Genomic DNA, 3,269 nt, shown 5'->3' on the forward strand with positions numbered 1-3,269 from the left:
GCAGGCGGCCAGCATCGTCTCCTGGTGCAGCGCCGCCTGGTCCTCCGGCGCCAGGGCGTGCCACTCGACCGCCTTGGCCCGGCGCGGCACCAGCAGCAGCCAGGGGAAGCGGCGGTCGTTCATCAGCCGCACCTGCGACAGCGACCAGTCGCGCCAGTCCAGGGTCGAGCCCGCGATCCGCGGGTCGAGGGCGAAGCCCGCCTCCTTCGCGGCGCTCATGACGACAGCCCCGGCACCGGCAGGCCGGTCCGGCGGCGCAGCTCCGGATCACGGATGCTCAGCTCCTCGCCGACCAGGTCCTGCGCCCCGGGCCCGCACAGCCAGGCGATGACCCGGGCCGGATGCTCCGGCGGGGCATGCGCCTCGCGCGGCATCTGGCTGACCGGGTTGATGCCGGAGGCGCGGATCTCGCCCTGCATCTCGGTATCGACCGTGCCGGGGCGGAAGCCGAAGGCGCGGATCCCCTGCCCGCCATACTCCAGGTGCAGCGACCGGGTCAGCATCGCGAGGCCGGCCTTGCCGGCGCAATAGGCGCTCCAGCCCTCATAGGCGTTCTCGGCCGCGCCGGAGCTGACATTGATCACCGTGCCGCCGCCGGCCTCGACCATGCCGGGCAGCGCCGCCCGTAGCACGGCATGGGCGCCGAGCAGGTTGACGGTGACGTTGCGGGCCCAGTCGGCCGGGTCGCAGTCGAGCAGACGGCCGATCGGCCCGACCATGCCGGCGTTGTTGACCAGGATGGTCGGCGCGCCCAGCGCCTCGGCCGCCTCCTCCACCAGCGCCTCGGCCCAGGCGATGTCGCCGATGTCGCCGGCGATCGCGACGGCCCGGCCGCCGGCGTCGGTCAGCTCCCGGGCGATCGCCTCGATCGCCTCGGCCGAGCGCGCGGTCAGCGCCACCGCAGCACCTTGCGCCGCCAGCACCCGCGCCGCCGCAGCGCCGATGCCGCGGCTGGCCCCGGTGACCAGGGCCACCTGCCCGCCCAGCCGGGGCAGAGCATCGGGTTCAGTCATGGTCACGGATCCTCCCTCCAACTCGCAAAGTCAGGCCCGCGCCGGTCACGGCACGGCATCGACGGCCTTCCGCACCCAGGCCAGATCCTCCGCCAGCGTCCGCCCGCAATGCCGCACATCGGCTGCGACGCCACGGCGATAGGCCAGGTAGCAGATCGCGCTGGCAGCGTTGTACAGCCGGACACGCTCGCGGTCGATCTCATGGCCCGCAGCCGGCTCATAGGCTGCGATCGCGGCCTCCAGAAGGCCCTCATCGGCATGGTCGAAGACGAGGTAGCGGAAATCTTGATGGCGGTCGTCCCAGGCGGCGCCGTCATAGTCGAAGACGCCCCGCAGGTCGCCCGTGACGGGGTCGACCGCGATGTTGTGCACCCCGAGATCGCCATGCACCAGGGCGCGGTCGTTCTCCGGAACATCGAGCGTTTCCCGGGCGTCCAGCACGCGGTCGATCCGGGCCAGGAGCGCGGCGTCGTCCGTCACCTCCGGCAGCCGCTCCCGGATCCATCCCGCCGGCTCCGGCCAGGGGACATGCTCCGGCAGCCAGCCGGCGACGTCGGGCCGGGCGATCCGGCCGTGCTGCTCCGCCAGGACCAGGCCCAGGGCATGCCCGAGCCGCCGGGCCAGGGCCTGGTCGGTGGCGATGCGTGCATAGAGCGCGGCGGGGTCGCAGGAGCCGGGCACCGCCGCCCGGAGATCGAAGCCGGCCCCGGATTCATAGAGGACCCGCGGCGCGCTGAAGCGGCAGCGTTCGGCCAGCAGGCGGAGCAGCCGGCGGTCCGCGACCAGCCGTCGCGCGCCCCTCTCATTTGCGGCAAACCAGGCCATCCGGTCGCCGGGCAGCCGCGCCAGCCAGCGATCCTCCCGCGCCTCCAGCGCAATCTCGTCCGGGCGGAGGTTGAGGCCCGCCTCCCGCAGCGCGGTGCAGACCTCTTCGGGGCTCACCCCTGCCACGCCCGCCCCTCGATCCGGCGGAAGGAGAGCACGCGGCGCACCCGATCCTCGACCGTGGTGTCGCCCTCGATCCGCAGCACCGGGCAGGGCAGCCGCGCCAGCCAGGCATTGTGCGCCTCGAGGTTGCGGCTGACCCGGGTGCCCAAATCATAGGCCTCGGCCCAGTCGAGGAAGGCGTGATAGGTCTCGTGCATCGCCCCGCCGGGGGCCAGCGCCGCGGTGCCGTAGCGCTCGATCTCGCGTTCCCGCAGCCGCTCCAGCCGCAGCGCCGGCGGGATGTGGAGGAAGACGACCAGGTCGAATCGCGGGATCAGCGGGTCGCCCCAGCGGATCAGCGAGCCGGTCAGCACCCAGCGATCGGCCCCGCCGAGCGCCTCGTCCAGCATCGCCAGCCGGTCCGGGATCGACCGCTTGTCCTGGAATGGCGGGTCGGTCGGCAGCCAATAGAAGTCGTCCGTGTCCAGGTGCAGCGCGCCGGTCGCAGCCGCCAGCGCCCGGCCCAGCGTCGTGGTGCCGGAGCCGGACGCGCCGGTGATGTGGATGCGCCTGGGCGCCATCGGTTCCCCCTTACGCTCTGCGGCTTGCACATAGCGCAGTGGCGTGATGTTGTCGCCCCGCCTCTCCGGCTTTCCCCCGCCTTTCCTGACTCCGGGCCTGCCATGCTGGTGATCTTCGACTGCGACGGCGTTCTGATCGATTCGGAAGTGATCTTCTGCGCCGTCGATTCCGAGGCGCTGGCGCGTCTCGGCCACACCGTGGCGCCCAGCGAGATCGCCCGGCGCTTCTGCGGCACGCCGCATCATGTGGCCTGGAGCACGCTGGCGGCGGAGCTGGGCTTCACCGTCGAGGACAGCATCATCGAGGAGATCCGGGCCGAGAGCGCCCGGCGCTTCCTGACCGAGCTGCGCGCCATTCCCGGCGCCGCCGAGGCGATCGCGGCCGCCGCCAAACTCGGCCATCCGCCCTGCGTCGCCTCCTCCACCGGCCTGCCGAATCTGCGCCGCAACCTGGAGACGGCCGGGCTGCTGGCGGCGGTCGACCCGAACGTGTTCTCGGCCAGCCAGGTCAAGCGCGGCAAGCCGGCGCCGGACGTGTTCCTCTACGCCGCCTCGCAGATGGGCGCCGATCCGGCGGACTGCCTGGTGATCGAGGATTCGATCCACGGCGTCACCGCCGCCCGGCGGGCGGGGATGAAGGTGGTCGGCTTCACCGGCGGCGGCCATGCCGATAACGGGCTGGGCCAGCGCCTCAAGGCCGCCGGCGCCGGCCGGACCTTCGCGACGATGGCGGAGATCGCGGCCTGGC

At 73.0% G+C, this 3,269-nt stretch carries 5 protein-coding genes; 1 reads left to right on the top strand and 4 read right to left on the bottom strand.

Annotated features, from left to right (window positions below; all coding sequences use genetic code 11):
• The 4 genes from P409_RS30145 to P409_RS30160 all read right to left on the bottom strand — a co-directional run.
• A partial coding sequence (locus P409_RS30145) for an HIT family protein (protein WP_034847132.1) occupies nt 1–219 on the bottom strand: 219 nt, incomplete at its 3' end.
• Nucleotides 216–1,013: an SDR family NAD(P)-dependent oxidoreductase gene (locus tag P409_RS30150; protein ID WP_034847124.1), complete on the bottom strand. Its 798-nt coding sequence runs from the start codon at nt 1,011–1,013 to the stop codon at nt 216–218. The genes P409_RS30145 and P409_RS30150, both read right to left, overlap by 4 nt.
• Before the next feature lie 45 nt (nt 1,014–1,058).
• On the bottom strand, nt 1,059–1,838 hold the full coding sequence (locus P409_RS30155) for a phosphotransferase family protein (protein WP_430515670.1): 780 nt from the start codon (nt 1,836–1,838) through the stop codon (nt 1,059–1,061).
• Nucleotides 1,839–1,951: 113 nt separating this feature from the next.
• A complete protein-coding gene (locus tag P409_RS30160) occupies nt 1,952–2,521 on the bottom strand; it encodes an AAA family ATPase (RefSeq protein WP_034847128.1) in 570 nt (189 codons plus the stop codon).
• Nucleotides 2,522–2,623: 102 nt separating this feature from the next.
• Here P409_RS30160 and P409_RS30165 point away from each other — a divergent pair.
• Nucleotides 2,624–3,269 (top strand): HAD family hydrolase (locus P409_RS30165; RefSeq protein ID WP_034847130.1); only part of this gene is annotated, 646 nt, incomplete at its 3' end.

This window comes from Inquilinus limosus MP06 (assembly GCF_000767795.1).
Classification (GTDB): Bacteria; Pseudomonadota; Alphaproteobacteria; order DSM-16000; family Inquilinaceae; genus Inquilinus; species Inquilinus limosus_E.